Origin of the sequence: Luteipulveratus halotolerans (assembly GCF_001247745.1) — a bacterium.
Taxonomy (GTDB): domain Bacteria; phylum Actinomycetota; class Actinomycetes; order Actinomycetales; family Dermatophilaceae; genus Luteipulveratus; species Luteipulveratus halotolerans.
This window is the reverse complement of the sequence record NZ_LAIR01000002.1, coordinates 3,816,958-3,841,372: the sequence shown is the minus strand read 5'-3', so window position 1 is coordinate 3,841,372 and position 24,415 is coordinate 3,816,958. Positions and strand designations below refer to the sequence as shown.

Annotated in this window: 26 protein-coding genes, 1 tRNA gene and 2 pseudogenes; 10 read left to right on the top strand and 19 right to left on the bottom strand. The window is 68.9% G+C overall.

Annotated features, from left to right (window positions below; translation table 11 throughout):
- Window positions 1–26: 26 nt before the first annotated feature.
- Window positions 27–512, top strand: a complete 486-nt coding sequence (locus tag VV01_RS19340; protein ID WP_050671323.1) for a GbsR/MarR family transcriptional regulator — start codon at window positions 27–29, stop codon at window positions 510–512.
- A 165-nt stretch (window positions 513–677) separates the two neighbouring features.
- Here VV01_RS19340 and VV01_RS19335 read toward each other — a convergent pair whose 3' ends face one another.
- The 3 genes from VV01_RS19335 to VV01_RS19325 all read right to left on the bottom strand — a co-directional run bounded on the left by VV01_RS19335 (window position 678) and on the right by VV01_RS19325 (window position 3,335).
- Window positions 678–1,055 (bottom strand): YciI family protein, encoded by a 378-nt coding sequence (locus VV01_RS19335; protein ID WP_050671322.1) that lies wholly within the window; start codon window positions 1,053–1,055, stop codon window positions 678–680.
- Window positions 1,056–1,233: 178 nt separating this feature from the next.
- Window positions 1,234–2,517, bottom strand: coding sequence for a glutaminase (locus VV01_RS19330; protein ID WP_050671321.1), 1,284 nt, complete (start codon window positions 2,515–2,517; stop codon window positions 1,234–1,236).
- Complete coding sequence (locus VV01_RS19325) at window positions 2,514–3,335, bottom strand: TetR/AcrR family transcriptional regulator (protein ID WP_071606456.1); 822 nt, start codon at window positions 3,333–3,335, stop codon at window positions 2,514–2,516. Before VV01_RS19325 ends, VV01_RS19330 begins: the two co-directional genes overlap by 4 nt.
- Before the next feature lie 104 nt (window positions 3,336–3,439).
- Here VV01_RS19325 and VV01_RS19320 point away from each other — a divergent pair, with 104 nt between their 5' ends.
- Window positions 3,440–4,984: an MFS transporter gene (locus tag VV01_RS19320; protein WP_050671320.1), complete on the top strand. Its 1,545-nt coding sequence runs from the start codon at window positions 3,440–3,442 to the stop codon at window positions 4,982–4,984.
- 312 nt (window positions 4,985–5,296) lie between these two features.
- Complete coding sequence (locus tag VV01_RS19315; protein ID WP_157508954.1) at window positions 5,297–6,040, top strand: hypothetical protein; 744 nt, start codon at window positions 5,297–5,299, stop codon at window positions 6,038–6,040.
- Here VV01_RS19315 and VV01_RS19310 read toward each other — a convergent pair.
- From VV01_RS19310 to VV01_RS19285, 6 genes are all read right to left on the bottom strand, one after another.
- Window positions 6,023–6,682: a class I SAM-dependent methyltransferase gene (locus tag VV01_RS19310; protein WP_050671318.1), complete on the bottom strand. Its 660-nt coding sequence runs from the start codon at window positions 6,680–6,682 to the stop codon at window positions 6,023–6,025. The genes VV01_RS19315 and VV01_RS19310 overlap by 18 nt on opposite strands.
- A gap of 54 nt (window positions 6,683–6,736) precedes the next feature.
- The gene (locus VV01_RS19305) at window positions 6,737–7,084 is read right to left on the bottom strand and encodes a YciI family protein (RefSeq protein WP_050671317.1); all 348 of its coding nucleotides are present in this window, start codon (window positions 7,082–7,084) and stop codon (window positions 6,737–6,739) included.
- Window positions 7,085–7,348: 264 nt separating this feature from the next.
- Window positions 7,349–7,597, bottom strand: coding sequence for a hypothetical protein (locus tag VV01_RS19300; RefSeq protein WP_050671316.1), 249 nt, complete (start codon window positions 7,595–7,597; stop codon window positions 7,349–7,351).
- Window positions 7,598–7,653: 56 nt separating this feature from the next.
- Window positions 7,654–8,601, bottom strand: a complete 948-nt coding sequence (locus tag VV01_RS19295) for an HNH endonuclease signature motif containing protein (protein ID WP_050671315.1) — start codon at window positions 8,599–8,601, stop codon at window positions 7,654–7,656.
- A gap of 153 nt (window positions 8,602–8,754) precedes the next feature.
- Window positions 8,755–9,141: a nitroreductase family deazaflavin-dependent oxidoreductase gene (locus VV01_RS19290; protein WP_050671314.1), complete on the bottom strand. Its 387-nt coding sequence runs from the start codon at window positions 9,139–9,141 to the stop codon at window positions 8,755–8,757.
- A gap of 105 nt (window positions 9,142–9,246) precedes the next feature.
- Entirely contained in the window at window positions 9,247–9,675 is a 429-nt protein-coding gene (locus VV01_RS19285) for a nuclear transport factor 2 family protein (RefSeq protein ID WP_050671313.1), read from the bottom strand.
- 46 nt (window positions 9,676–9,721) lie between these two features.
- Between VV01_RS19285 and VV01_RS19280 the strand changes: the two genes are divergently transcribed.
- Both VV01_RS19280 and VV01_RS19275 read left to right on the top strand, forming a co-directional pair.
- On the top strand, window positions 9,722–10,285 hold the full coding sequence (locus VV01_RS19280; RefSeq protein ID WP_050672036.1) for a PadR family transcriptional regulator: 564 nt from the start codon (window positions 9,722–9,724) through the stop codon (window positions 10,283–10,285).
- Complete coding sequence (locus VV01_RS19275; RefSeq protein WP_231635282.1) at window positions 10,200–11,075, top strand: SGNH/GDSL hydrolase family protein; 876 nt, start codon at window positions 10,200–10,202, stop codon at window positions 11,073–11,075. The genes VV01_RS19280 and VV01_RS19275 overlap by 86 nt, the downstream gene beginning before the upstream one ends.
- A gap of 33 nt (window positions 11,076–11,108) precedes the next feature.
- Here the strand turns inward: VV01_RS19275 and VV01_RS19270 are convergent, their stop codons facing one another.
- Window positions 11,109–11,663 (bottom strand): YbaK/EbsC family protein, encoded by a 555-nt coding sequence (locus tag VV01_RS19270; RefSeq protein WP_050671311.1) that lies wholly within the window; start codon window positions 11,661–11,663, stop codon window positions 11,109–11,111.
- A 163-nt stretch (window positions 11,664–11,826) separates the two neighbouring features.
- On the opposite strand from VV01_RS19270, the gene VV01_RS19265 reads away from it, so the two are divergent.
- The 3 genes from VV01_RS19265 (at window position 11,827) to VV01_RS19255 (ending at window position 14,881) form a co-directional block, all read left to right on the top strand.
- Window positions 11,827–12,390 (top strand): NYN domain-containing protein, encoded by a 564-nt coding sequence (locus VV01_RS19265; protein WP_050671310.1) that lies wholly within the window; start codon window positions 11,827–11,829, stop codon window positions 12,388–12,390.
- 289 nt (window positions 12,391–12,679) lie between these two features.
- The gene (locus VV01_RS19260; RefSeq protein ID WP_050671309.1) at window positions 12,680–13,381 is read left to right on the top strand and encodes a class I SAM-dependent methyltransferase; all 702 of its coding nucleotides are present in this window, start codon (window positions 12,680–12,682) and stop codon (window positions 13,379–13,381) included.
- Window positions 13,382–13,873: 492 nt separating this feature from the next.
- A complete protein-coding gene (locus VV01_RS19255) occupies window positions 13,874–14,881 on the top strand; it encodes a LacI family DNA-binding transcriptional regulator (RefSeq protein ID WP_050671308.1) in 1,008 nt (335 codons plus the stop codon).
- A 33-nt stretch (window positions 14,882–14,914) separates the two neighbouring features.
- On the opposite strand, the gene VV01_RS19250 is transcribed toward VV01_RS19255, so the two are convergent.
- From VV01_RS19250 to VV01_RS19240, 3 genes are all read right to left on the bottom strand, one after another.
- Window positions 14,915–16,153, bottom strand: coding sequence for a mechanosensitive ion channel (locus VV01_RS19250; protein ID WP_157508952.1), 1,239 nt, complete (start codon window positions 16,151–16,153; stop codon window positions 14,915–14,917).
- Window positions 16,154–16,340: 187 nt separating this feature from the next.
- Window positions 16,341–18,497, bottom strand: coding sequence for a 3-hydroxyacyl-CoA dehydrogenase NAD-binding domain-containing protein (locus VV01_RS19245; RefSeq protein ID WP_050671306.1), 2,157 nt, complete (start codon window positions 18,495–18,497; stop codon window positions 16,341–16,343).
- Window positions 18,498–18,535: 38 nt separating this feature from the next.
- Entirely contained in the window at window positions 18,536–19,747 is a 1,212-nt protein-coding gene (locus VV01_RS19240; protein ID WP_050671305.1) for an acetyl-CoA C-acetyltransferase, read from the bottom strand.
- Between the two features lie 114 nt (window positions 19,748–19,861).
- On the opposite strand from VV01_RS19240, the gene VV01_RS19235 reads away from it, so the two are divergent.
- Together VV01_RS19235 and VV01_RS19230 are read left to right on the top strand one after the other, a co-directional pair.
- Window positions 19,862–20,686, top strand: coding sequence for an enoyl-CoA hydratase-related protein (locus VV01_RS19235; protein WP_050671304.1), 825 nt, complete (start codon window positions 19,862–19,864; stop codon window positions 20,684–20,686).
- Window positions 20,680–21,378 (top strand): TetR/AcrR family transcriptional regulator, encoded by a 699-nt coding sequence (locus tag VV01_RS19230; protein ID WP_071606455.1) that lies wholly within the window; start codon window positions 20,680–20,682, stop codon window positions 21,376–21,378. Before VV01_RS19235 ends, VV01_RS19230 begins: the two co-directional genes overlap by 7 nt.
- 11 nt (window positions 21,379–21,389) lie before the next feature.
- Here the strand turns inward: VV01_RS19230 and VV01_RS24980 are convergent.
- From VV01_RS24980 to VV01_RS19205, 6 genes and pseudogenes are all read right to left on the bottom strand, one after another.
- A pseudogene (locus tag VV01_RS24980) lies at window positions 21,390–21,641 on the bottom strand (helix-turn-helix domain-containing protein); the annotation flags it as partial.
- 14 nt (window positions 21,642–21,655) lie between these two features.
- On the bottom strand, window positions 21,656–21,919 hold the full coding sequence (locus VV01_RS24040) for a hypothetical protein (protein ID WP_197275110.1): 264 nt from the start codon (window positions 21,917–21,919) through the stop codon (window positions 21,656–21,658).
- An 85-nt stretch (window positions 21,920–22,004) separates the two neighbouring features.
- Window positions 22,005–22,556 (bottom strand): annotated as a pseudogene (locus VV01_RS24975) (MFS transporter); the annotation flags it as partial.
- 120 nt (window positions 22,557–22,676) lie between these two features.
- Window positions 22,677–23,585, bottom strand: a complete 909-nt coding sequence (gene pdxS, locus VV01_RS19215; RefSeq protein ID WP_050671301.1) for a pyridoxal 5'-phosphate synthase lyase subunit PdxS — start codon at window positions 23,583–23,585, stop codon at window positions 22,677–22,679.
- A 30-nt stretch (window positions 23,586–23,615) separates the two neighbouring features.
- Window positions 23,616–24,227 (bottom strand): LysE family translocator, encoded by a 612-nt coding sequence (locus VV01_RS19210; protein ID WP_050671300.1) that lies wholly within the window; start codon window positions 24,225–24,227, stop codon window positions 23,616–23,618.
- 59 nt (window positions 24,228–24,286) lie between these two features.
- A tRNA-Cys gene (locus tag VV01_RS19205) sits at window positions 24,287–24,357 on the bottom strand.
- Between the last annotated feature and the right edge of the window lie 58 nt (window positions 24,358–24,415).

Below are 24,415 nucleotides of genomic sequence, written 5' to 3'. Positions count from 1 at the left end.
CATCAAAGTCGTGTCAAGATGGCCCCATGCCGAAGTCCCAGGCCCCCGACGCCGATCGCGCCCGCTTCGTCGACGACCTCGGCGAAGAGCTGTCCCGCAGCGGCATGCCCCGGATGCCGGCTCGCGTGTTCGCGGCGTTGTCCGCCGATGACGAGGGCCAGATGACCGCGGCCGAGCTGGCTGACGCCCTGCAGTCGAGCGCCGGCGCGATCTCCGGGGCGGTGCGCTACCTCGAGCAGGTCGACATGGTGCGCCGCAGTCGCCCGGCCGGCAGCCGGCGCGACGTCTACGCCCTCAGCAACGACATGTGGTACGAGGCGCTCGTGCACCGCGGGTCGGTCGTCGAGCGGTGGCGCGACGTGATGTCCGACGGAGCCGAGCGCCTCGGACCGGCCACGCCGGCCGGCGTACGGATGGCGATGATGGCCGACTTCTTCGACTTCCTGACCGAGGAGATGCCCGCGATGCTCGAACGCTGGCGCGAGCACCGCGCCCAGACGTACGGCACCTGAGCAGCACCGCCGGTTGAGCCGCCGCTGCCGTCCGGCCATCGACCCCGCGCGCCGATAGTGCGAGCCTGCACGTGTCCGGATGCTCTGACAGGTGCAGGCTTGCACTATCGGCCGGGGCAGCCGGGCCGGTGACACGGGCTCACGGATGCGGAGCCGCCCCCTGGGTCAGCCTTCCCAGATCGGGCGCAGCTCGATCGTCTCGCCCGGCCCCGAGAACGCCGCCACGACCTCCTCGGCCCGCTCCTGGCTCGCCACGTCGATCAGGAAGAACCCGGCCAGGTGCTCCTTGGCCTCGGCGTACGGGCCGTCGGTCGCCACCGAGCGTCCACCCTCCCAGCGGTAGAGCCGCGCGGTCGCCGGATCGCCGAGCGCCTGCCCGCCCTGCAGCTCACCGCTCTCGCTGAGCTCGGTCAGCATCGCCTCGAACGCCGCGTTGCCGGCCTCGCGCTCAGCCTGCGACCTGGACTGCTGCTCGGGGACGTAGTCACCGGTCGGGTGGCCCCACGGCTGCGGGTTGGAGTGGATCAGGATGACGTACTTCATCGGGTGCTCCTCGTGTCGCGGACGACCGTTGCGGCCATCTCACCAGCAACGTCGGACCCGCGCACTCGTCCTCGACATCCGACTACCCCGCCCGAAGAGTCACCACCCCGGGTGAGATGACCGGGCACCTCACCCGGGGTGGTCGCACGGTCAGCGGGGTAGTCGGCTCCGGCTGGACTCAGACGCGGTCGTGCTCGGCGTACCGGTCGAGCGTGTCGAGCCGGCGCGGCTGGGTGACCACGGCGTCGTCCGGCAGCGGCAGGAACGAGCCCGGGTCGAGCAGCGCGACCTGGGTGCCGTCGAGCTGCAGCCGGCGGACGAGCTCGGCCAGCATCCGGCGCGCGACGCCATTGGTCGAGGCGACCCGGCGCAGGTCGAGCACGAACCCGGCCACCGGGTCGCCGTCGGCGACGATCCGCAGCACCCGCTCGGCGCCGCTGAACTGGATCGACCCCTGCAGGCTGACCACGCGCACGAGCGACCCGTCGGGCCCGCGCAGGGTGCGGTCGCGGCGTACGGTCGCGCGGGCCGGCTCGGGCGCCTGCATGATGTGCATCCCCATGTCGGCGGACATGCGCGTGCACAGCCGGACGCCGCGCGTGCTGTTGCCGTGGGCGTCCAGGCGCGGTGAGAACGTCGCGATGCCGACCTGGCCCGGCAGCACACCGAGGATGCCGCCCGAGACACCGCTCTTGGCGGGGAAGCCGACGGTCGACATCCAGTCGCCGGCCGCGTTGTACATACCGCAGGTCATCATCACGCTGAGCACCTGCCGGACCACCTCGGGCGGCAGCACCTGCTTGCCGGTCATCGGCTGTCGCCCGCCCGAGCCGAGCGTGGCCGCCATCATCGCCAGGTCGCGGGTGGTCACCGAGACCGCGCACTGGCGGGTGTAGCCGCTGACCACGTCGAGCGGCTCCTGGTTGATCACGTCGTAGCTGCGCAGCAGGTTGGCGATCGCGAGGTTGCGGTAGGCGGTCTCCATCTCGGACGCGCACACGCCCTCGTCGACGTCGAGCTCGCGGCCCGCGCAGTCCGACATCAGCCGGTGGATCCGGGCGAACCGCGCGTCGGCGTCGTCACCCGGCTCACCGACGAGCGCGTGGGCGGTGAGGGCGCCGGCGTTGATCATCGGGTTGAGCGGGCGGCGCGAGTCGCTCTCCAGCGACAGCTCGTCGAACGCCTCACCGCTCGGCTCGACGCCGACCCTCTCGAGCACGTGGTCCAGGCCGTGCTCCAGCAGCGCGAGCGCGTAGACGAACGGCTTGGAGATCGACTGGATGGAGTACGCGGCGTCGGCGTCTCCCGAGGCGTACAGGTGGCCGTCGACGGTCGAGACGCAGACCGCCAGCCGCTCGGGATCGGCCGCCGCGAGCTGCGGGATGTAGTCGGCGGGTGCACCGTCGTCGTCACCGCACGCGCGCAGGATCTCGTCGAGGTAGTCGGGGACGGGCGACTTCATCGGCCGGCCTCCGTGCTCGTACGCCGGCCTCTGGCGCCGCCCGTACGCCGGTCGCTCGCGTCTGCGGACCCGGCTCGTTGGTCGAGGGCGTCGATCCCGTCGAGGAAGAGCGTGATCCCGAAGGCGAGCTCGGTCTCGTAGAAGTCGGCGTCGTCGTCCTCGAAGTCGGCCTGGGCGCCGGCGAGCGCGGGGAAGCGCTCGGGGTCGACGAGCTCGGCGAGGCGGCGGCCGTACGTGCGGGCGGCCTCACCGGCCTCGGGGTCGGCGCCGGGCATGACGCCGAGCTGGCGGCTGGTGCGGAAGAAGTTGCGGACGTAGCCGTCGAGGGCGAGCAGGCTGGAGAGCTTCTGCTGCTCGGTCAGGCTCGTCGGCGCGAGCGCGCGCAGGCCGGAGTCCATCCAGCCGAGCGCGTTGGGAGTGATCGGTGGGCCGTTGAACGTCACGTCGGCCGACCACGGGTGGCGCTGGCAGGCGGCCGAGACTCCGCGCGCCCAGGCCTCGACGCGGCGGCGCCAGGGGCCGCGTTCGACGGCGGCGAGGTCGGGGTCGCCGTACGCCAGGTCGATCATCACCGACGTGAGCTCGTCCTTGGAGTCGACGTAGCGGTAGAGCGACATAGTGGTGAGGCCGAGCTCGGCGGCGACGGCCTTCATCGAGACGGCGTCCAGGCCCTCGCGGTCGGCGAGCGCGACGGCGGCGGCGCCGATCTCGTGGATGGTCCGCGTCGGGCGTGGGCCGCGCCGACCGCTCGGCTCGTGGCCCCACATCAGCTGGAGGTAGCGCGGCATCGGGGGCAGCTCGGGGGCCTTCTCGGACATGGTCGCCAGCCTAGATCGAATTACTGCTTGCGCGATACACGGTTGTGGGCGTACTTTCTGTGTATCGCATACATGTGTATGTCATACACAGAAAGGCCACGGCCATGAGCACCACCAGTCCCACCCGAGCAGGACGCCGCGAGTGGATCGCCCTCGCCGCCCTCTGCCTGCCGATGCTGATCGTCGCCATGGACGTGTCGGTCCTGTTCTTCGCGGTGCCGTTCATCGCCGAGGACCTGCAGCCGAGCGCCACCCAGCAGCTGTGGATCTTCGACATCTACGGGTTCGTGCTCGCCGGGCTGCTGCTCACGATGGGCGCGCTCGGTGACCGCATCGGGCGCCGGCGACTGCTGCTGATGGGCGTCGCGGCGTTCTCCGTCGCGTCCGGTCTGGCCGCCTGGTCGACCTCGGCCGAGATGCTGATCGCCGCACGCGCCCTCATGGGGGTCGGCGGCGCGACCCTGATGCCCTCGACGCTGGCGCTGGTGCGCACGGTCTTCCACGACCGCACCCAGCGCGCCAAGGCCGTCGGCATCTGGTCGGCCGTCATGGCCGGTGGCGTCGGCCTCGGACCCGTGCTGTCCGGCGTACTCCTCGAGCACTTCTGGTGGGGCTCGGTCTTCCTGATCAACGTGCCCGTGATGCTGCTGCTCCTGCTGGTCGCACCGCGGCTGCTGCCGGAGAGCCGGGCCACCTCGCCCGGGCGGCTCGACCTGCTGAGCACGGCGCTGGTGCTCGCGTCGGTGCTGCCGTTCATCTACGGCGTCAAGGAGCTCGCGGCCGACGGCTGGTCGGTGCGGGCCGTGGTCGCGGTGGTCGTGGGTACGACGGTCGGCTGGCTGTTCGTGCAGCGCCAGCGCACCGCCGCCCACCCGCTGCTCGACCTGGACCTGCTGCGTCGGCCGGGTCTGCGCGGATCGGTCGCGGTCAACGTCATCGCCCAGGCCGGTCTCGTCGGCAACGCGATCCTGCTGACCCAGTACCTCCAGCAGGTGCTCGACAAGGGGCCGCTCGAGGCCGCGCTGTGGAGCCTCGCCCCGTCGCTCGTCGTGGGTGGTGTCGGGCCGATGGCGGCCGGGCTGGCTGCGCGGTTCGGTCGGCCGCACGTGATGGCGGTCGCGCTGTGTGTGGCGGGTGTCGGGTTCGTGAGTCTGCTTGTGACACAGGCTGATTCGCCCGCCTGGGTGTGCCTGATCGGAGCGACCCTCGCCGCCGGCATCGTCACCGTGGCCACGCTGGTCACGGAGTACGTCGTCGGCACCGTGCCCGCCGATCGAGCGGGCACCATCTCGGGGTTCCTGAAGACCTCGACCGAGCTGGCCGGTGCTCTCGGCATCGCGGTGCTCGGGTCGCTGCTCAACGCCGGCTACCGGCACGCGTTCTCGCTCCCGGCGGGTGTTGCGCCGGAGCACGCCGGGCACGCGTCGGACACGCTCGCCGGTGCGTTGGCCGTGTCTCAGCAGGTGCCCGGTCAGGCCGGTGAGGCGTTGGCGGTAGCCGGCCGGTCGGCGTACATGACCGGTATGCACTGGGGTGTCATCGCCGCCGCGGTGCTCATGGTGATCGGTGTGGTCGTCGCCCTGACCCGCCTGCCGCGCGGGCTCGACCCCGCCGCCGACGCCGAGCCCGCCGAGCTCGCTGCCCGCTGACCCGGACGCCCGGTCGGCCGACGCCGCTGGTTGAGCCGACCCGCTGGTTGAGCCGGGCGAGCCCCCAGGGCGAGCCCGTGTCGAAACGCGGTGACCGCGTGCACCGGTTTCGACACGGGCCTCCGCTAGCGCTCCGGCCCGGCTCAACCAGCGAGGGCGGCGGCTCGCCTGCTTGCCCGCCAAGTCATGGGGTCAGCGGTCCCTGTGCACTGGTTCGTGTGGTGAGCCACCGCCGATCACTGGCTCACCACGCGAACCAGTGCACACTCCTCTCCGAACTCCTGTCGACCGACGCCCTGACCCGAGACCACGGTGACCGCGCACCTGGTCTCGATACGCACTGCCCCCGCCGGGCCGCGCCTATGCTTGCGGCTTCATCTCTCGCACGGGGACACGGCACCACAAACGCCGGCCGGCCACATGAACACTCTGCAGCTCCGGTACGCGATCGTCGATGACGCCGTCACGTTGCGGCCGCTCATCGACGGTGCCGACCTACTCGACGACTACAGCAACAGCCAGGGTCGAGATCCGAATCACCTATTGCCCCCGCTGTCGACGCGACTCTTTCCTGCCCGCGGTGCTCACCGCGTGATCATCGGCGTCTGCTCTTGCGGAGAGACGGGCTGTGGGTCGCTCGAGATGTCGATCCGCCGATCTGGCAAGGAGGTCCTTTGGGAGCCTGTCGAGGCGACCAAAGACGAAACCCTGCGTCGTTCGTACCAGTTCGACCTGCACGCGTACCTCGATGCCGTTGACGGCGCCGCCAGCGATCCTCCTGCCGGCGAAGGCGTGGGCCGACGCGTCGCTCGCGACGTGCGGGTGCGTCTCGGCATGTACGACCAGCGGTACGAGTCGATGACGATGTTCCATCGGGCCACGATCGACTGGATCTCCGCGTGGCCGTGGAACAGCCCGGTCGTCAAGGCGTCAGTCACCTCGAGCGCTGGGCAGTCGGTGCACGAGTTCACCCTGCAGCGCGACGAGTCGGAAGACAGGTTCGCGGCCCGGATCGCCACGGAGCTGGCTCGCCTCCGGCTACCGACTGATCGCTAGGTGCCCACTCACCTGCCCGTGCGGCTCGCCGAAACCGCCGGTCGAGTAGGGCGAACGGGTGACGCTCACGTCGGAGAACCCGCCCGCCACGACGTCGGCCTCGATCTGCGCAGGGTCGTGATAGCCGTGCGGGATGCGTTCGAGGAACTGCGGCGGGTCGTCCATCATGGCGCGCAGCCGCTCCATCAGGATCCGCGCGAACGCGTGGCTCTCGGCGTCGTCCCAGACCACGAGCACGAGCCGACCACCGGGCCGCAGCACGCGCCTGAACCCGGCGTACGCCAGCGGACGGTCGGGGAAGAACATCGCCCCGAACTGGCAGGCGACGACGTCGTACGAGGCGTCGGGGTAGGGCAGGTCCGTCGCGTCGCACAGCTCCCAGGTGACGTTGGGGGCGCAGCGGTTGCGGCGGGCGTAGTCGAGCATGTCGGGGCTGATGTCGGTGGCCGTGATGCGTGCGCCGGGGAGCGCGGCGGCAATCGCGACGGTCGCGCGTCCGGTGCCGCACGCCAGCTCGAGCACGTCGCGCGGCTGTGACTCCGCGACGAGGCGGGCGGTGACCGCGGCGAACGGCACGAACACCGCAGGCGCGAAGCACGCGTCGTACCGGCGGGCCACATCATGGGTGAACGGCTGAGTCATGGCTGGTCCTCTCAGAGGTGAGGAGCCGCGCGTGGGGGAGAGTGATACCTGCGTTCAGGCGGAGTCGAGGACCGGCCGGATCTCGATGGTGTAGCTCGACGGGAGGTGGCGTACGAGCTCGAGGACGTCGCCGGTCGCGGGCGCCTCGACCTCGTAGTAGCCGCCGAGCTGATCGGTGGCCCCGGCGTAGGGGCCCTGCGTGACCGCCTGGTGCGCGCCGGCGAACCGCACCATCGTGGCGTCGGCGCCGCCGGTCAGAGCGTTGCCGCCGACGAGCCGACAGCCGGGGCGCTGGTCGACGGCATCAGCGAACGCGCGGTGCTGTGCGTAGTACGACCCGCGCTCGGTCTCGCTGAGACTGCCCCAGCCCACAGTGCCGAACATCAGCACCACGACCCTCATTCGCCTTCGTCCTCACTGCTCCTGCCTGCCCTGTCGCCGCCGCGATTCTCCCACCAGAAGCGCGCGCTGGTCCCGCGTACGACGGCACAGGTCGTGCCCACCCGCTCGACGGTGCCGGTGCCCCGAAACGACCCGCACTTTGCGAAACGTTCCGCTGATCCGCGGGTCGTTTCGTGATCGCCGGGTCGTTTCGGGGCACCGTACGACCCTCGGGCGTGCGTCTGACTCCGTACGCGCAGGGTCGTCCGCTCCGAGAAGGGTCGGCTAGATCTGGTTCTTGAGGATCGGACGGCCGAGCAGGTACTCGACCAGTGCGCGCGGCTCGATCCAGTCGTCGAGGCTGATGCTCGTGTCGTCATGACAGGCGAGCAGCGCCGCGGCCGCCAGCCGGGCTCGATGTTCGAGGAGCGAGCGCTCTCGGAATCGAGCACTCACGCGCAGCATCGCGATCTCATCGCGGTGGTCGGTCGTGCGGTAGCCGGTCGCAGCTGTGCCGATGAGTCTGAGTGCCATGCGTCATGAGTACGCCGACCGGTCCAGCGCGTCAGCTCCCGTAGCTGAATCGCAGCTCAGCTCGCACGATGCTCGACCCAGTGATCAGCGAGCCAATTGACCTGGGCATCAGTGAGTCTCGTCTGCAACTCATGGTCGTGCAGCGATGCGTACTGGTCATAGCTCTCGAGCTCGTCCGATACATCGATACGGAGATCGCTCGGGTTGACCGCCAAGGAGCCGTCGTCGAACAGCCGATGAATGTCCCGCCTCAACAGCAGACCGCCGTGTTCGTGGTGCACGCCGAGGTTCGCGTAACTGTAGAGGTGGCCTGCTTCAAGAACGCGTGGAGGGGCGCTGCCAGTGAACGCGCATGTCGTTCCTTGGACGTCGAGCAAACGGGCGCGGAACTTCTGCTGTCCGCGACGCACCCGCACAAGACGCAGATGGTGGCCTTGGGCGAAGTTGATATCGGGCGCCCTTTGCGCCACGCGATCAACCGCGGCGTTCGCTCCGCGAGCCAGTAACGCCCCCTCGAAGGCAGACCACTTCAGCGGCCGCATACTGTCGATGCTCTTCGGCTTCTCGCACAATTCACGCAACTCATGCCGAGCGAGGGTGCCCTCCAGCGGAGTCCAGGCCGCATCATGTCGCGACTGGTACTCGGTGACCTGCTTGACGATGACGGTCGGCTCGTCGAACTCGTTCTTGCAGTTGCTACACCTGAAACGAGGCTCTTTCCTCGCTCGTTCGTGGATTGCTGCCATCGCGCATCTAGGGCAGCGGAAGAGCTGTTTCTCGATTGTTCGCTCGATGATGTCCTCGATCACAGAAGTACCGAGCAGACGCCCTTTTTCCCAGATGGCAATCGGATCACCGACCTTGAGATGTGCGTACTGGTGAACGGTACTGTCCCAGGTGTAGTACACATCGGACTGGTCGTCATATCCGGCGTTGCCTCCATGCCCCCGGTTCTCGCCGGCAGCCATCAGCAGCCAGGCAGAGACACCCTCGGACTCGGACATGCGCACCCTTTCGTTGAATCCGATGCTCCCACGCGGCCGCCTCGTTTGGCACAGGGAGCGGGCCCCTTCGGCCGACGAAAGCCCCGACGGTTGGTGGGGGTCTCGTCAGCGGACGGGGTGGGGTGGGCGAGAGGTGGGGGTTTCGACGCACTGTCAGCGGGGGTCGAGGTCGATGCGGAGCAGGCGCGGGTCGTACTCGGACACGCTCTTCCCCATCCGCGCGAGCACGCTGAACCGCGCCCGGATGTCAGGGTCCATCGGTCGCAGCGTCGCCGCGCCCGTGCGCCAGGTGCGCCCGATCTGCAGGCGCACGTGCGGGTCGGCGGCGATGTTGCGCGCATAGTCGGCGCGCTCGCCGTGCACGCAGATCAGCCACGCGACGTCGCCGTCGATCGGGCCCTTGGCGAGAGGCACGCGACGCGGCAGCCCTGACCGCCGGCCGGTCGTCTCGAGCGTCACCATCATCGGCACCCACGGTGCCAGCTCGAGGTTGCGCGGGTTCGCCTTGCGCCAGATCCTGCGTGCCCGTTGCGGATCCATGCTTCGACGGTACGCCGGTGGGTCGGGATGGTCATCGCGGTCGCGTTGGTCTCGATACGGACTCCGCTAGCGCTCCGTCCTACTCGACCAGCGGAGGTGGCTGGCTCAGTCGGCGGTGGTGGCGAAGCCGTCGAGGACGGCCTGGCCGAGCGTCTGCGTCGCGGTCATCGGACGCACCATGACCGTGAACTCCTCGATCAGGCCGGACGGGCCGATGTTGAGCATGTCCATGCCGTGAATCTCCTTGCCCTGCACTGTCGCTCGGAAGATCAGCACGTCCGCCTCATGCGCGTCCGCACCGGCGAAAGCCGGCTCGACCTGCCCGGCCAGCGCACCGACGTACCGGAAGTCCTCGAACGTCCGCAGCAGCACCCCGAACAGCTCGACGACAGCGGCCTTGCCCTCGAACGGCTGGAACTTCACCGGGCTGTAGAGCCGGACATCGTCGTGCAGCGTCGCGGCCATCGCGTCCAGATCGCCCGCCTCCACGCCGGCACGGAACGCTGCAGCTGGGTCAGAAACATGATTAGTCATATTCTTGAGTATGCTGGATGTCGACGTCGAACGGAAGGGAAGCCCCATGGCCCTCAAGCACGCCGTGCTCGCCGCACTACTCACCGGCGAGCTGAGCGGCTACCAGCTGGCGAAGGCGTTCGACGTCGGAGTCGCCAACTTCTGGCACGCGCTGCCGCAGCAGTTGTACGCCGAGCTCGGCCGCCTCGAGCACGCCGGCCTGATCGAGGGTCGCGAGGTCGTCCAGGACAGCCGCCCCAACAAGCGCCTCTTCACCGTCACCGAGAGCGGCCACGCGGCGCTGCAGGCGTACGTCGACGCCGGCGCCAAGCCGTCGTTCATGCGCGACGACCTCGTCGTCATGGTGCACGCGGTCGACGGCGTGGACCCCGCTACGGTCGTCGAGAGACTGGACGAGCGAAAAGCGTTTGCAGAGGCGAAGATTCGCTTGTTCGACAGTCTGCTCGACCAGATGCGCGGAGACCGGAGCGAGGACGACTTCCTCGCCACGAGCGACCGCATCGGCCCGTTCCTCACCTGTCTGCGTGGCCGGACGTTCGAGCGCGAGAACGCCGACTGGTGCGACCGCGCCGCGTCGATCATCAAGCGTAGGAACCGAATTCATGCCTGAGTACTCGCGCTACCTCGCCCTCGGCGACAGTCAGACCGAAGGCCTGTGGGACGGCGACGACACGACCGGCGTACGCGGCTGGGCCGACCGCTCCGCCGAGCACCTGGCAGCAACGAATCCCGTTGTCGCGTATGCCAATCTGGCGGTTCGCGGCCTGCGCGCGCATCAGATCCGGGAGACCCAGCTCGACGCAGCACTCGCGCTGAAGCCCGACATCGCCACGGTCGTCGCCGGCATGTACGATCTGATCCGACCGTCGTACGACGCCGATGCGGTCACCGCCGACCTCGAGGTCATGTTCAAGGCGCTCCGCGAGTCGGGAGCCGTCGTGGCCACCTGCACCTTCCCCGACGTCGGGCGCATCGCTCCGCTCGCAAAACCGTTGCGCGGCAGGGTGATCGATCTGAACGAGCGCATCCGCAGGCTTGCGCGCCAGTACGACGTGCACGTGCTCGACGCAGAACCACACGCTGCCGTGACCGACGCCCGGATCTGGGCGAGCGATCGTCTGCACGCGAATTCCCTTGGACACCAACGGATCGCAGCGGGCATGGCCGAGGCCGTCGGACTGCCTGGCTTCGATGATGCGTGGACCAGGCCGCTCCCACCGGCGGCGCCGCAGCGTCTTCATGATCGGATGATCGTCGAAACCCGTTGGCTGGCAGGGTTTTTCGGGCCGTGGATCGTACGCCGCGTGCGCGGCCGGTCGTCGGCTGATGGCCGCGTCGCCAAGCGCCCTGAGCTGGCTCCCGTGGACGTGGCACCGGGTTTCGACACGGGCCTCGCCTAGCGGCTCGTCCCGGCTCAACCAGCGGAGGCCAGCTCAACCAGCGGGTTGGGCGAGGTCGTCGATGACTTGGGCGCCCGGCAGGCCCGCGAGGAACGCACCCGTCACGAACAGCTTGCTCCCGCGGATGCCGCTGCCGATGACCAGCTCGGGCGCGTCGGCGACGGCGCGGTCGACGTACACCGGCCAGCCGTCGGGCAGCCCGACCGGCGTGATGCCGCCGTACTCCATGCCGGTCAGCGACACCGCCTCGTCCATCGGGGCGAACGAGGCCTTGCGCACGTCGAGCAGGCGCTTGATGACACCGTTGACGTCGGCGCGCGTGGTCGCGAGAACCATCGCGGCGGCGTACCTCACCTCTCCCGCACGCTTGCCGGCCACGACGACGCAGTTGGCCGAGGCGTCCAGCGGTGAGCCGTACGTCGCGCAGAACGCCGCGGTGTCGGCCAGCTCCAGGTCGATCTCGGCGACGGCGACGGGCTGGTCGCTGCCGGTTGCCGCGAGTGCCTGCGCGACGGGAGGCGCCAGCAGGTCGGTACGCCGGTCGGCGGGCTCGAGGGTCAGGTCTCCGGCGATGGTCCAGGTCGTCACCGGTTCAGGTTAGGCGGGTTCGTACGACGGCCGGCCGGGTCTCCCCTCCTGTCGCCTGGTTTCGACACGGTCCTCGGCTAGCGCCTCGGACCGGCTCAACCAGCGGAAGGCTCGACCGGCGGGGAGCCGGACTCGAGCGGCGGGGCGGACTAGGGTCGAGCGCATGAGCGACCAGGGCGACCGGACGACGTACGTGCTCGTCGACGGCGAGAACATCGACGCCACGCTCGGCACGTCCATCCTCAGCCGGCGACCCCAGCCCGAGGAGCGCCCGCGCTGGGACCGGGTGCTGAAGTTCGCCGCGGACCGGTGGCATCAGCCGGCCAAGGGGCTGTTCTTCCTGGCGGCCAACGGCGAGCTGCCGATGTCGTTCATCCAGGCGTTGACGGCGTTGGGGTACAAGCCGATCCCGCTGTCGGGTGGCCCCCACGAGAAGGTCGTCGACATCGCCATCCAGCGCACCATCGAGGCGCTGGCCGAGCGCGACGCCGACCTGATGCTGGTCAGTCACGACGGTGACTTCCTGCCGCAGCTCGAGGACGTCTGCGACGGGCGCCGGGTGGGGCTGATCGCGTTCCGCGAGTTCCGCAACGCCGGCTTCGTGGCGCTGGCCGACCAGGGGCTGGAGTTCTTCGACCTCGAGTACGACGTGGGCGCGTTCAACACCAGCCTCAAGCGCATCCGCATCATCCCGATCGAGGAGTTCGAGCCGCTCGACTTCCTCTGATCGCTCCCGTCGAGCCGGAGATCTGCCCCGGCGAGAGGGGTCGGGGGACCGCTGTGCACTGGTTCGTGTGGTGAGCCGGCGCACAGGCTGGTTCACCAGGCGAACCAGTGCACAGCGTCCGCCCGACCCCCTCCTCGTGCCCGACCGGTCGACCCGAAGACGCGATGCGGCTTGCTGTTTCGGCAAGGTTTGTTGCCCGTCCGTACGCCAGGGGCGCACTCTCGTCGGGAAGGTGCGGCCGGCGTACGACGACCGGTCGCCGATGAGAGCGACGCTCAGGAGGCGCACGATGACCTACGACAACGCCCAGCAGTTCTGGGACGACTTCTACGGCGAACGCGACGCGGTGTGGAGCGGCAAGCCGAATGGCCTTCTGGTGGAAGGGGTTTCGGGCCTCGAAGTCGGGACCGCCCTCGACCTCGGCGCCGGCGAGGGCGCTGACGCGATCTGGCTGGCCGAGCAGGGATGGGCGGTCACCGCCGTCGACATCTCCGACGTCGCGCTCGACCGTGCGCGTGGCCACGCAGCGGGCGCCGGGGCAGACATCGTCGGTCGGATCGACTGGCAGCAGTGCGATCTCGACCAGGGTTTCCCCGAGGGTGAGTTCGACCTGGTGTCGGCGCAGTTCCTGCACTCGCCGATGGAGCAGCCCGACGAGCGGGTTCGCATCCTGCGACGGTCCTCCGCTGCCGTCGCGCCCGGGGGAGCGCTGCTGATCGGCAGCCACGCCGGCTGGCCGGTCTGGGACGACGGCGGGCCCGACGAGCGGCCTTCGCACCGCAGCGAGGCGATGCGCAAGGTGAGCGGCGGGCACGACCACTACGAATTCCTGTCGACGGCTCAGCTGCTGGGGCACCTCGCGCTTCCCGAGCAGGTCTGGACGGTCGCACTCGACCAGGAGATCTCGAGCCCGTTCGTCTCCGACGGCCGCACCGGCACCCGCTCGGACTCGATCGTGCGCCTGCACCGGCGGTCATCGCTGGTCGAGTAGTCCAAGCACACCGCTGGTCGAGTAGCCCGGAGCGCTAGCGGAGGGCGTATCGAGACCAGGTCCCGCACAGGGAGACCCCACCCTCGCGGCTACGGAGGTCTCGCGGCTCGCCCTGGGGGCTCGCCTACGGCGTCCGGGTCGGGCCTGCGACAGCAGCCGCCGGAGCCGCCCGTCGAGCTCGAGTCGGACTCGCTCTTGGAGCACGCCGTCAGGGAGCAGGCGAGCGCGACGACGCCGGCCGTGGCGACCGTACGCAGTCCCGGGTGGCGTCGCGATGTGGTGGTGCCGAGCATGTGCACTCCTAGGACACGGGATGGGCGGGCCCGATCCTGGCGTCGTGTGATGCGCGCCACATCGAGCTCCCGTCTTTTTACAACGTTGGCACGTCGTTGTAAAGCGATCCACCACGTTGTTACGCTGCGCGAAACATCGAGGCCCGCTGCGCAGGACGACGCGTCGCCTCCCGGAGGTGCGCATCGCGAGGAGGGGCTCATGGTGGCCACGCTCAAGGACGTCGCCGAGCTGGCCGGCGTCTCGGTCAAGACGGTGTCCAACGTCGTCAACGGTTACGCGTTCGTCCGCGAGGAGAACCGCGTCAAGGTCGAGGCCGCGCTCGCCCAGACGGGCTACCGGCCCAACCTGGGCGCCCGCAACCTGCGCCGCGGCCGCACCGGGTTCCTGGCCCTGGTCGTCCCCGACCTCGGCATCCCCTACTTCGGCGAGCTGTCCGGCCTGGTCATCACCGCCGCGCAGACCGGCGGCTGGAACGTCCTGATCGAGCAGACCCGCGGTGAGCGCGACCGCGAGCTCGACAGCATCCACTCGCTCGGACCGCACTTCGTCGACGGCGCGATCGTGAGCCCTGAGGGCCTGCTCGCCGACGACCTGGCCGACCTGCCCGACGGCTTCCCCGTGGTGCTGCTCGGTGAGCAGACGGCCGGATTCACCCACGACCGCGTCGCCATCGACAACGTCGCCGCCGCCCGCGCCGCCACCCAGCACCTCATCGACCTGGGTCGCACCCGCATCGCGCTCATCGGTGACAACCCCCGCCGTGCGACGGCCGCCCAGCGCAAGCAGGGCTACACCGAGGCCCTCGCGGCCGCGGGCCTGCCCGTCCACGCGGTGGCCGGCGCCGACAGCTTCCACCGGCACGACGGCGTCCTCGCGATGCGGTCACTGCTCGCCGGTGACGACCGCCCCGACGCGGTGTTCTGCTGCAACGACCTGCTCGCCGTCGGCGCCCTGCACGAGGCGGTCAGCAGCGGGCTCGACGTGCCGGGCGACGTCGCGATCATCGGTTTCGACGGCTCGGACGAGGCGCGCTACAGCCTGCCGCCGCTGAGCACGATCGCCCCCGACAAGGAGGCGATCGCGACCAACGCCGTGCGGCTCATCGGCGAGCGCGGGCAGCGGGCCGAGGGCGCGTCGTACGCCGAGGTGCAGGCCCCCTTCGTGCTGGAGGCCAGACAGAGCACGACCGGCGTACGCGAGCCGTAGCCCGTCGTACGCCGGTCGCGTCGAGAGTGGGTGTCAGCCCTGGTTGGACCCGCCCTGCTGGTTCTGCAGCTTCTCGAGCTGGCGAGCAGCCGCCTCGCGACCGCCGAGACCGAACGCCAGCGCCGCCGCAGCAGCAGCGCCGACGACCACGGCACCGAACGCGAGGTTGACGACCGAGTCGGCCAGGCCCATGTACTTCAGGCCCATCGCGGCGAACAGGCCGATGGTCGCGAACTTCACGATCGTCGCCGTCTGACCCTCGCCGACCGTCTTGGCGATCAGGTTGGCGATGACCACACCGACCGCGATGACGACCGCACCGAACAGCACCCGACCACCGAGGCTGAGCACGGTGTTGAGGATGTTGGTGATCTCGGGGAAGTTCAGCATCTTGGTGGCGGCGATGCCGAAGAACAGCACGATCGCGACCTGTGCGACCTTGGCGCCGATCGCGGCGACGTCACGGCCCTGGGTGTCGATGCCGATGCCCTCGACCGCACGCTGGACGCCGAAGCCGCGCAGCACCTGCTCGAGCAGCTGGCCGACGATCTTGGCGATGATCACGCCGATGCCGAGCAGGATGCCGGCGCCGAGGATGAGCGGGATCGCGTCGAGGATCTTCTGCAGCATCTCGGTGGCGGGCTCGGAGATCGCCTTGATGCCGAGGGCGTCGAACGCCGCGATCGAGACGACGGCGAGGACGACGACGAACAGCACCTGGCCGACGATCGTGGAGATCTTCAGCTGGTTGCCGTCGCCCTGAGGAGCCGAGCCGGCGACCGAGGCGCCCTCGCGGGAGCCGGTCTGGGCAGCAGCCTGACCCGAGCCGCCGAGCTCACTGGACGCCTTGGCGTTGAGCTTGTCGGCGAACCGGTCGACGCGTGCAGCCTGCAGTGCGGTGACCACGAGCTCGCGGACGATCTTGGCGAGCACGAAGCCGATGAAGAAGATCAGGCCGGCGGCGAGAATCTTCGGGAGGGCGCCGAGAATGTCATTGAGCATGCCCTGGATCGGGGTGACCGCACCGTTCAGCTTGAACAGGTTGAGGACCGCGATCAGGCCGAACAACCAGACCACCAGGGATCCGATCGAGCCCAGTGACTGGGCCAGCGGCGGCCCGTCGGTCTGCTTGTTGAGGAAGGACACCTTGCTGAGGACCTTGGACAGGAGACTCTTGACGATCTTCGCCAGAATCCAGGTCACGACGAGGATGATGACCGCGTAAGCCGCGTTCGTGATCATCCCTGACCAGTCGAAATCGTCACTACTCACGTGCTTCTCCGTTCGCAGGGGAATGGAATGGCTGTGATCCCGCTCGAACGTAGTGGAGGTTGTGATAGGGGTTCAAGGGTGAGTTGAATGAGGTCACACAGGTCACAGACGACCAAGGCCGTCCCACCCGCACGGATGGGACGGCCCTTCTCACGTCATTTCTCAGGCCGAGAAGCGGCGTGAGCGATCAGGCGAAGGTCTCGCCCTTCTCGGCCTTGGCGACCAGCGAGGCCGGCGGCTCGAACTGCGGGCCGTACGCCGCAGCCAGCTCGCGAGCGCGCGCGACGAACCCGGCCACGCCACCGTCGTACTGGTCGATGTACTGCGCGACGCCACCCGTCCAGGCGGGGAACCCGATGCCCATGATCGAGCCGATGTTGGCGTCCTCGATCGAGCGCAGCACGCCCTCGTCGAAGCACTTCACCGTCTCGAGCGCCTCGGCGAACAGCATCCGCTCCTTCATGTCCTCGAACGGGATCTCGGTCGTGCCGCCGAAGTTCTCGACGAGGCCCGGCCACAGCCCGGTGCGCTTGCCATCGGCGTAGTCGTAGAAGCCCGCGCCGCCGAGCTTGCCCTTGCGGCCGTCGGCGATGAGCTTGTCGACGATGCCGTACGCAGGGTGCTGGAAGAACTCCTTGCCCTCGGCCTCGTAGCCCGCCTGGGTCTCCTTCTGGATCTTGCTCATCAGGGTCAGGTTGAGCTCGTCGGCCAGCTGCAGCGGCGCGGCCGGGTAGCCCGCCTGCTGACCGGCCTGCTCGACCGAGGCCGGGTGCACACCCTCGCCGACCATCGCGATGGCCTCGTTCATGAACGTGCCGATGACGCGGCTGGTGAAGAACCCGCGGCTGTCGTTGACGACGATCGGCGTCTTCTTGATCTGCTGGGCGATGTCGAACGCCTTGGCGAGCGTCGCGTCGGAGGTGTTGTCACCCGCGATGATCTCCAGCAACGGCATCTTGTCGACCGGCGAGAAGAAGTGCAGGCCGATGAAGTTCTCCTGCTTCTTGACGCCCTCGGCGAGACCGGTGATCGGCAGCGTCGAGGTGTTGGACCCGAGTACGGCGTCGGCGTCGACGACGTCCTCGATCTCCTGGAACACCTGGTGCTTCAGGTCGACGCTCTCGAAGACCGCCTCGATAACCAGGTCGCAGCCCTTGAGGTCGGCCGGGTCAGCGGTCGGCGTGATCTTGGCGAGCAGCGCGTCGGCCTGCTCCTGGGTCGACTTGCCGCGCGAGACCGCTTTGTCGACAAGGGTTGTGGAGTAGCCCTTGCCGCGCTCGGCGTTCTCCTGCGAGACGTCCTTGAGGACGACGTCCATGCCGCCCTTGGCGCAGACGTAGGCGATGCCCGCACCCATCATGCCGGCGCCGAGAACACCGACCTTGGTGGCGGTGAAGCGCTCGAATCCCTCCGGACGGCTGCCGCCGCCGTTGATGTGGTTGAGGTCGAAGAAGAACGCCTTGGTCATGTTCTTGGCGATCTGACCGGTGGCGAGCTCGGTGAAGTAGCGCGACTCGATCACGTGCGCGGTGTCGGCGTCGACCTGCGCGCCCTCGACCGCCGCGGCCAGGATCGCCCGCGGCGCGGGGTAGTTCGCACCCTTGAGCTGCTTGCGCAGGTTGGCCGGGAACGCCGGCAGGTTGGCCGCGAACGACGGGTTGGACGGCGTACCGCCCGGGATCTTGAATCCCTTGACGTCCCAAGGCTGTACGGCCTCCGGGTTGGCCTTGATCCACGCCTTCGCGGCGGGCACGAGCTCGTCGACCGAGCCGACGACCTCGTCGATCAGACCGATCTCTCGGGCCTTGTCGACCTTGTGGCGCTGGCCCTGCAGCAGCACGTTCATCAGCGCGTCGGCGATGCCGAGCAGCCGCACGGTGCGTACGACTCCGCCACCGCCGGGCAGCAGACCGAGCGTCACCTCGGGGAGACCCAGCTGAACGCCCTTGACGTCAGCGGCGATCCGGTGGTGGCAGGCCAGTGCGATCTCGAGGCCGCCGCCGAGCGCCGCGCCGTTGATGGCGGCGACGACGGGCTTGCCGAGGGTCTCGAGCGTGCGCAGATCGGCCTTCAGAGCCAGGACGCCGTCGTAGAACTCCTGCGCCTGGTCGGGCGTGGTGGCGATGAGGTCGTTGAGGTCGCCGCCGGCGAAGAACGTCTTCTTGGCGGAGGTGATGACGACACCGGCGATGTCGTCCTTCTCGGCGACCAGGCGCGCGACCGTCTCCTTGAGGGAGGCGATGAACGCGGCGTTCATGGTGTTGGCGGACTGGGACGGGTCGTCGATGGTGAGGACGACGATGCCGTCGGCGTCCTTGTCGTACTGGATGGTGCTGTCGCTCATGGCGTGAATTCCTTTGGTGTGCAAGAAGTTCGGGGCGCTCAGACGCGCTCGACGAGGGTGGCGACGCCCATGCCGCCGCCGATGCAGAGGGTGACGACGGCACGTCGCGCGTCGCGGCGCTCGAGCTCGTCGACGACAGTGCCGAGGATCATCGCCCCGGTCGCGCCGAGCGGGTGGCCCATCGCGATGGCGCCGCCGTTGACGTTGAGCTTGTCGTCGGGGATGCCGATGTCGCGCTGGTACTTCAGCACGACCGATGCGAACGCCTCGTTGATCTCGAACAGGTCGACGTCGTCGGCGGTGATGCCGGCGGTCTTGAACAGCTTTTCGGTGGCCGGGGTCGGGCCGGTCAGCATGATCGTCGGGTCGGCGCCACTGGTGGCCGTGGCGACGATGCGCGCACGGGGCGTGAGACCGAGGTCCTTGCCGACCTGCTCCGAGCCCACGAGCACAAGGGCCGCGCCGTCGACGATGCCGGACGAGTTCGCAGCCGTGTGAACGTGATTGATGCGCTCGACCTGGTGGAACTTCTGCAGGGCCACCGCGTCGAACCCGCCCATGTCGCCGATCGTGGCGAACGACGGCTTGAGCTGACCGAGCGACTCGACGGTCGACTCGGGCCGCATGTGCTCGTCCTTGTCGAGGACGACGAGGCCGTTCTGGTCGACCACGGGCACGATCGACTTCTCGAAGTAGCCGTTGGCCCACGCCTTGGCCGCCGCCTGCTGCGAGCGGACGGCGTACGCGTCGATGTCCTCGCGGCTGAAGCCCTCCATCGTGGCGATCAGGTCGGCACCGACGCCCTGCGGGACGAAGTAGGTGTCGTAGTTGGTGGCCGGGTCCATCGCCCAGGCGCCGCCGTCCGAACCCATCGGCACCCGCGACATCGACTCGACGCCGCCGGCGATGACGAGCTGGTCCCAGCCGGAGCGGACCTTCTGCGCGGCGGTGTTGACGGCCTCCAGGCCGGACGCGCAGAACCGGTTGAGCTGGACACCGCCCACGGTGTCGGGCAGGCCGGCCGCGAGCGCTGCGGTGCGGGCGATGACCGAGCCCTGGTCACCTACCGGCGAGACGACGCCGAGGACGAGGTCGTCGATGCGGTCGACCTCGAGGGACGGGTTGCGCTTGCGCAGCTCGTCGACGAGGCCGACGACCAGGTCGACCGGCTTGGTGCCGTGCAACGACCCCTTCTTGCCTCGTCCGCGCGGGGTGCGGACGGCGTCGTACACGAATGCTTCGGTGCTCATGGGAGCAGTTCCTTCCAGGTGGTCCTTCGGGCCGTACGTTCGAGTATCCGCACCCTGTTGACAGAGTGTCAATAGGACCTCCACGATGAGCACACGCGCGAGGTGAGGAGTGCCATGACCGCCACTCAGATCACGTACGACGTCGCCGACCGCACCGCGGTGATCACGCTCGACCGGCCCGAGGCACGCAACGGCTACACGGTGCAGATGGCCGACGAGATCGCCCAGGCGCTGGCCGAGGCCGAGGGTGACACCGGCGTACGCGTCGTCGTCCTGACCGGTGCCGGCGACGACTTCTGCGTCGGCGCCGACCTGAGCAGCGGTCGCTTCACGTCACCCGGCGAGGGCTCGGCGGGTGACTGGGTCGAGCCGGCGAGCCGGGTGACCCGGCCGATGTACGAGCTCCACAAGCCGGTGATCGCTGCCGTCCGTGGCGCCGCCGTGGGCGTCGGCTCCACCGTGATCCTCCCGGCCGACTTCCGGATCGCCGCCGACGACAGCCGTTTCGGGTTCGTCTTCGCCCGACGCGGCATCTATCCCGAGGGCGGGTCGACCTGGTTCCTGCCCCGCCTGGTCGGACTCGGCAGAGCCACCGACTGGATGATCAGCGGCCGCCTCATCGCTGCCGACGAGGCTCTCGCGTCGGGCCTGGTGACCGAGCTGCAGCCTGCTGACCGCGTGCTCGACCGGGCCCTCGGGCTCGCGGCCGAGCTCGCCGACTCGGTCGCGCCCGTCTCGGTCGCCGTCATCCGCCAGGCTCTGCGGCAGATGAGCGCCCTGCCGTCGCCGCAGCCGGCGTTCGACCTCGACTCGCAGCTCATCGCCGGATGCGGCGCGAGTCCTGATGCAGCCGAAGGCATCAGCTCGTTCCTCGAACGACGCGCGCCGCACTTCCCGCGTCGCGTCCCCGACGACCTGCCAGACTTCCTCCCGTGGTGAGCCGAGAGCCCGCGACGCGAGTTCGGCTCGAGCCGGACGAGCGGCGGCAGCAGATCCTGCGGTGCGCTGTGCGCGTGTTCGGTGACCGCCCGTACGCCGCGGTGTCGACGCAGGACATCGCCGACGCCGCCGGAGTCACGCGCGGTCTGATCCACCACTACTTCGGCACCAAGCGCGGGCTCTACCTCGAGGTGGTGCGCGCGATGGTGCTCATCCCCGAGGGCGAGCGGCCGAGTGCCTCCGGGTCCTTGCGCGAGCGCGTCGAGGACGGCGTCGAGTGGTTCCTCGGCGTGGTCGACCGTCATGCGCAGGCGTGGGTCGCGCTCGCCGGGGCCGAAGGGCTGGCCGGTGACCCCGAGGTCGAGCGCATCCTCGCGGAGGCCGACGACGACGTCGCCCGGACGGTCCTGACCCTCATCGACCCGAGCTCCGATCCCGCCGGACGCGACCGTGAGCGCGCCGTGCTGCGGGTCTACTCCCAGCTGTGCAAGGGGGCGGCGCGGGAGTGGGTCCGCGAGAAGGCCCTCGACCGCGACCAGGTGCGCGTGCTGCTCGTCGAGACGCTGATGACGTTGGCCGAGGTCGTGCTGCCTCGGCTGGACGAGCCGGGCGGTCGCGGTGAGCACCGGTCGTCCGCGGGCGGCTGCGATGGGCGGTCCCGGTCGACGAGCCCGAGCAGGTCAAAGACGTAGGACCGCTCTGCATCGGTTAGCAACAGCACCGAAGCGAGGGATTCGGCGACCTGGTAGGACACGCTGATCTCACGACCCTGCTCAAGCGAGGAATACCAGGAGATGCCGATGCCCGCCAGGACCGCGACCTCCTCGCGACGCAGACCAGGGGTGCGCCGCCGCCGACCTGTCGTGGAGAAGCCGACGGCGTCCGGCGCGATGGAGGCCCGTTCGCGTTTGAGGAACTCGCCGAGCTCTGCGCGACGGCTGGGAGAGACAGTCATCATGGCACGGGCCGTCAGCGAGCGGCGGCGGTCTGGCCGGCGTGGATCGGTTCGTCCGCGTCCGTCTTGCGGCTCGCCTCGCGGACACCGATGAGGAACGCGACGACCGCGAGCACACCTCCCGCGGCACAGACTCCGGGCCACCCGCGCTGCGAGTACGCCGTCGCCGCGACCGCTGCGCCGATGGCGCCACCCACGAAGTAGGTGCTCGTGTAGGCCATGGTCACCCGACCGCGCGCACCCGGCCCGGCGCCGAAGATCGCTGCGAGGTTGGACACCTGCACCCCCTGTACACCGAGGTCGCAGTAGCGTGCCGGCGATCACAGCGGCCAAATGGCGGCCGCCGCCGATGGCGAACAAGACCCAACTGGTCAGCACCGTCATCAGCAGACCGATCGTGACGACACGGCCCCGGCCCTGGTCCAACAGCGGCCCGACGACCCGGGCTCCGGCCGCGCCGGCCGCGCCGAGCAGTCCGAAGGCCCCGATGGCGCTAACGTCGTAGTGGTAGGGGGGCTGCGTAAGGCGCAGCGCGATGCACGACCAGAAGGCGCTGAATCCCGCGAAGGTGAAAAATCCGAGCAGGCACCGGCCGCGCAGCACCGCGTTGGAACGCGTCAGTCCTGCGACCGACGCGAGCAGGCTGAAGTATCGGACCGGGGCGCGCTGGGTCGAGTCGGGCAGCCACAGCCAGACCACCGCGACGAGCACGGTAGCGACCGCCGCGGCCGCGGCGAAGGTGCCTCGCCAGCTGTGCGCCGCGCTCGCAGCCAGTGACCCGCCGGTGCGCGCGAGCAGGACCCCGACCAAGACCCCGCTCATGACCTTGCCGGTGACCGCGCCCCGCTGCGCCGGCGCGGAAAGGGTGGCCGCATGTGCGACCAGGATCGGCGCACCAACGGCGCAAACCGCCATCGCCCCGCCCAGCACGAACAGCGGCCACAGCGCCGTGGTCGCCGCCGACAACGCCTGGAGCACCGCAACGAGATGGAATTCGGTTGTGCTTCCCCAAGTCGTTCCGTCGTGACTTCGTGCCTACCAGCCGCGCTCGGCGAGGCGGTGCGGCTGCGGGATGTCGTCGACGTTGATGCCGACCATGGCCTCACCGAGGCCGCGCGAGACCTTGGCGATCACGTCGGGGTCGTCGTAGAACGTCGTGGCCTTGACGATCGCCTCGGCTCGCTGAGCCGGGTTGCCCGACTTGAAGATGCCCGAGCCGACGAACACGCCCTCGGCACCGAGCTGCATCATCATCGCCGCGTCGGCCGGAGTCGCGATGCCGCCGGCGGTGAACAGCACGACCGGCAGCTTGCCGGCCTCGGCGACCTCCTTGACCAGCTCGTACGGCGCCTGCAGCTCGTTGGCCGCGACGAACAGCTCGTCCTCCGGCAGGTTCTGCAGGCGACGGATCTCCTGCCGGATCTGACGCATGTGGGTCGTGGCGTTGGAGACGTCACCCGTGCCGGCCTCACCCTTGGAGCGGATCATCGCCGCACCCTCGGTGATGCGGCGCAGCGCCTCGCCCAGGTTGGTCGCACCGCACACGAAGGGCACGGTGTACTGCCACTTGTCGATGTGGTTGGCGTAGTCCGCGGGCGTGAGCACCTCGGACTCGTCGATGTAATCGACGCCGAGGCTCTGCAGCACCTGCGCCTCGACGAAGTGGCCGATGCGGGCCTTGGCCATCACCGGGATCGAGACGGCCTCGATGATGCCGTCGATCATGTCGGGGTCGCTCATGCGCGAGACGCCGCCCTGAGCACGGATGTCGGCCGGGACCCGCTCCAGCGCCATGACGGCCACCGCACCGGCGTCCTCAGCGATCTTGGCCTGCTCGGGCGTGACCACGTCCATGATGACGCCGCCCTTGAGCATCTCGGCCATCCCGCGCTTGACGCGCGCTGTGCCGGTGCCGGTGCCGGTGGTGGAGATGTTGGTTGTCATCAGAACTCCTCATCTAAGTCGCCCTTGCGCCTACTTGGACGCGAGCGCCAGCCGCGCGCTCAAGGCAAGGAATGACACCGCGAAAGTCTTCGTGACAGCCCGAAGGACCGCAGGACGCGAGACAATCAGGTGGCGAATCCGAACTGCCGCAAGACAGTAGGCAGCGAAAACAACGAACGTAACGACCATGAAAACGAAGCCGAGGAATATCATTCGGAAGAATGTGTTCGACGAGTTCTGCGGAATGAACTGGGGTAGAAACGCAAAGAAGAATATAGTGAGCTTAGGGTTCAAGAGATTGATGAGGACCGCACGGCGTATGACCTGCAGTACCGGCGTCTTGTCCGCTTCCTGGGAAATCATCAGACTTCCATCATCACGCCACATTTGGATTGCGAGGAATACCAAATAGACGACGCCCGCATACTTCAGGATCAGAAAAGCTTCGTGACTTGCATAGAGCAGTGACGCCAGGCCCGTGACTGCGGCTGCGAGGTGGGGAATTATGCCCAACGTGCAGCCGAACGCCGCTACCATGCCGGCCCGCGTTCCTCGGGATATCGACTCAGACAACGTGTAGACGGCCCCGGTCCCTGGGATCGCTGCAATCACCAGGGACGTGATGAGGAAACTTAGACTCAAGGATCAATCCTTAACATTAATAGCGTCGGCCCCAACGAGGCCGGGGCAAGTACGTACAGAGACCGCAGATGGATTCGAACCAACGTGCGCCGCTTTGCAGGCGGCTCCCTGACCACTCGGGCATGCGGCCATACGTGTTCCACTTATCCGTTCGCCCGCTGCGCGAAGCTGAACACAGTTGTCGCCAA

Bases quoted from the DNA above. Each gene is read 5' to 3' on its own strand.
- VV01_RS19245 (WP_050671306.1), bottom strand. From the start codon at position 18,497: ATGAGCGACAGCACCATCCAGTACGACAAGGACGCCGACGGCATCGTC.
- VV01_RS19330 (WP_050671321.1), bottom strand. From the start codon at position 2,517: ATGAAGTCGCCCGTCCCCGACTACCTCGACGAGATCCTGCGCGCGTGC.
- VV01_RS19300 (WP_050671316.1), bottom strand. From the start codon at position 7,597: ATGGCACTCAGACTCATCGGCACAGCTGCGACCGGCTACCGCACGACC.
- VV01_RS19285 (WP_050671313.1), bottom strand. From the start codon at position 9,675: ATGACTAATCATGTTTCTGACCCAGCTGCAGCGTTCCGTGCCGGCGTG.
- VV01_RS19320 (WP_050671320.1), top strand. From the start codon at position 3,440: ATGAGCACCACCAGTCCCACCCGAGCAGGACGCCGCGAGTGGATCGCC.
- VV01_RS19240 (WP_050671305.1), bottom strand. From the start codon at position 19,747: ATGAGCACCGAAGCATTCGTGTACGACGCCGTCCGCACCCCGCGCGGA.
- VV01_RS19280 (WP_050672036.1), top strand. From the start codon at position 9,722: ATGGCCCTCAAGCACGCCGTGCTCGCCGCACTACTCACCGGCGAGCTG.
- VV01_RS19235 (WP_050671304.1), top strand. From the start codon at position 19,862: ATGACCGCCACTCAGATCACGTACGACGTCGCCGACCGCACCGCGGTG.
- VV01_RS19295 (WP_050671315.1), bottom strand. From the start codon at position 8,601: ATGTCCGAGTCCGAGGGTGTCTCTGCCTGGCTGCTGATGGCTGCCGGC.
- VV01_RS19255 (WP_050671308.1), top strand. From the start codon at position 13,874: ATGGTGGCCACGCTCAAGGACGTCGCCGAGCTGGCCGGCGTCTCGGTC.
- VV01_RS19325 (WP_071606456.1), bottom strand. From the start codon at position 3,335: ATGTCCGAGAAGGCCCCCGAGCTGCCCCCGATGCCGCGCTACCTCCAG.
- VV01_RS19340 (WP_050671323.1), top strand. From the start codon at position 27: ATGCCGAAGTCCCAGGCCCCCGACGCCGATCGCGCCCGCTTCGTCGAC.
- VV01_RS19265 (WP_050671310.1), top strand. From the start codon at position 11,827: ATGAGCGACCAGGGCGACCGGACGACGTACGTGCTCGTCGACGGCGAG.
- VV01_RS19290 (WP_050671314.1), bottom strand. From the start codon at position 9,141: ATGGATCCGCAACGGGCACGCAGGATCTGGCGCAAGGCGAACCCGCGC.
- VV01_RS19260 (WP_050671309.1), top strand. From the start codon at position 12,680: ATGACCTACGACAACGCCCAGCAGTTCTGGGACGACTTCTACGGCGAA.
- VV01_RS19335 (WP_050671322.1), bottom strand. From the start codon at position 1,055: ATGAAGTACGTCATCCTGATCCACTCCAACCCGCAGCCGTGGGGCCAC.
- pdxS (WP_050671301.1), bottom strand. From the start codon at position 23,585: ATGACAACCAACATCTCCACCACCGGCACCGGCACCGGCACAGCGCGC.
- VV01_RS19305 (WP_050671317.1), bottom strand. From the start codon at position 7,084: ATGAGGGTCGTGGTGCTGATGTTCGGCACTGTGGGCTGGGGCAGTCTC.
- VV01_RS19310 (WP_050671318.1), bottom strand. From the start codon at position 6,682: ATGACTCAGCCGTTCACCCATGATGTGGCCCGCCGGTACGACGCGTGC.